Below are 1,814 nucleotides of genomic sequence, written 5' to 3'. Positions count from 1 at the left end.
GCTTATAAGGCTTGTTGATGCTTACAGTAACTTGGGTGGATTGATATTGACCCTCCCCTTGTTGGCCTTCACATACGCAACCAACTCCTGAAAGTTTTTGGGTGGCAGGTTGACATTGCCCACCAGCATCGCGCCCATGCTTCCCAGTTCCACCAGCGGCCGAATCGCTGTGAACGGATCGTACTTAGGCTTGAACGTGTAGGGTAGCTCCGAAACCAGACTGCTAATGGACAGCAGGTAGGTGTGTCCGTCTGCGGGCGCTCTCAAAAAGGATTCCATGGCCACGGCACCACCCGCACCTGGCTTGGGTTCCACGACGACGGGCTGCCCCAAACTCTTGGTCAAGGAGTCGGCCACTACTCGCGCCAGAATATCCGCCGTCGCTCCCGGCGTGCCAACGGCAATGATGCGAATCGGGCGATCGCCCAGAGGCTGGCCCATAGCGATCGACGTCGAAGCCGCAAACAATCCGGCCACCGCGGCGCGCACAAGACTACGGCGTACAGTATTCAGTGTCATTTTGTCAGGCAGAGTCATCTTTTCCTTTCAAATATGCAGTGAGGCAACTCAGTAACCGCTCCACGAGGCCGCGTTACACTCCCCGCGCTTCCCTGCCACTGGCCGAACTCGTTGGCGGTACGCGCGAGTTGTTCAATCTGTTGGAGCTAGTTCATACGGCTCCCCTGCTGGTCGATGCGGGTGTTGCTCATGGCTTTTCAAGGCAGGCTCCTGAGAGCGGAGAACGAGGTTCATGCCGGATCGGTGGCCGTGGCCTGGCGCTCGCGCAGTTCCTGCTGTAGCAGGGGCGCTGCCAGGCTCATGGTATGCAGTCCCAGCGTTGCGGTGAGCTGCAGCACGGCCATGATCTCGTCGGCACTCACGCCGAGATCGAGCGCTCGCCGAATGTGGCGTCGCGTGCCGGGCGCGAACATGTGGGTCACAGACGCGTCGATCGCAATGCAGACCAGTTCGAAGGTCCGCGAGTCGAGCGCGGAGGAGTTCAGCGGGATGCTGACCATGCGCATAAACTCTTCGGTCCAGCCCGGCGCCAGAGACGCCATGGCGTCCCAATCTGGGTTCCAGTGGCCTTGCGCGCGCAAGGCGTCACAAGTGGGTGTTTGGCTTTGGCTCATGCGAGGACTCCCGACACGTCTTGGCGTTGGGCCAGCCTGCGGATCAGCGCGCCTGCTGCGGGCCATGGCCCATAGCCCGACGCTGGGTTCAGATGCCCGACCTCGCCAAGGTCGACCAGCTCCGCGCCCCAGCCGGACGCCATGTCCTTCACCCTTGCAAACTCACCCAGCGGATCGTTGCGGCTCGCCGCCACGATGCAGTGGAAAGGTAGCCGCCCCTTCGGCATAGGTGTCCAGCCTGCTTCGGCGAAAGCCGACAGCGCAGGGAACTCAGGCGGCAGAGGCTTCTCGAGGTCCGGCGGTGTCGCCAGCAGGGCGCCGAGGATCTTCCGGCCGCCGGTGCGGCGCGCCCAGTGCGCTGTCGCAATGCATCCGCCACTGTGCGCCAAGATGATGACCGGCGCCGGCGCAGCCAGTACGGCGGCATCGATCGCCGCGACCCGCGCATTCAGGTCGATGTTGGTGCGCCCCAACGCAGGGAGCGAGCGAACGTTGGGCAGTTCGTGGGCCAGCAGCGTCTGCCAGTGCGCCGGCGTTTCCTCTCGCAGCCCCGGTACCGTAACAACGGTCACTTCATGATGGTCTTTCATCGCGCCACCTTGCGTTCTGCCAGCGCCGGCCTGATCGGACGGCGTGCGGTGGGATAGCGCAACTCGGCGAGCGTCTGCTCGGTGGTCTGGT

General features: G+C 63.0%; 3 protein-coding genes. All 3 read right to left on the bottom strand.

Going from position 1 to position 1,814, the window contains the following annotated elements; genetic code table 11:
* Window positions 1-21: 21 nt before the first annotated feature.
* Window positions 22-537: a Bug family tripartite tricarboxylate transporter substrate binding protein gene (locus K309_RS38940; protein WP_051320778.1), complete on the bottom strand. Its 516-nt coding sequence runs from the start codon at window positions 535-537 to the stop codon at window positions 22-24.
* Window positions 538-749: 212 nt separating this feature from the next.
* Complete coding sequence (locus tag K309_RS0134780) at window positions 750-1,133, bottom strand: carboxymuconolactone decarboxylase family protein (protein ID WP_029050459.1); 384 nt, start codon at window positions 1,131-1,133, stop codon at window positions 750-752.
* Window positions 1,130-1,723, bottom strand: a complete 594-nt coding sequence (locus K309_RS0134775) for an RBBP9/YdeN family alpha/beta hydrolase (protein ID WP_029050458.1) — start codon at window positions 1,721-1,723, stop codon at window positions 1,130-1,132. The genes K309_RS0134780 and K309_RS0134775 overlap by 4 nt, the downstream gene beginning before the upstream one ends.
* Between the last annotated feature and the right edge of the window lie 91 nt (window positions 1,724-1,814).

Origin of the sequence: Cupriavidus phytohabitans, assembly GCF_000426345.1 — a bacterium.
In the GTDB taxonomy this organism is placed as follows: domain Bacteria; phylum Pseudomonadota; class Gammaproteobacteria; order Burkholderiales; family Burkholderiaceae; genus Cupriavidus.
Note: the sequence above shows the minus strand (reverse complement) of the source record. Positions and strands in the feature narration are given on the sequence as shown.

What these genes read in the sequence shown, in the direction of transcription:
- K309_RS38940 (WP_051320778.1), bottom strand. Translation starts at nt 537, where the DNA reads ATGACTCTGCCTGACAAAATGACACTGAATACTGTACGCCGTAGTCTT.
- K309_RS0134780 (WP_029050459.1), bottom strand. Translation starts at nt 1,133, where the DNA reads ATGAGCCAAAGCCAAACACCCACTTGTGACGCCTTGCGCGCGCAAGGC.
- K309_RS0134775 (WP_029050458.1), bottom strand. Translation starts at nt 1,723, where the DNA reads ATGAAAGACCATCATGAAGTGACCGTTGTTACGGTACCGGGGCTGCGA.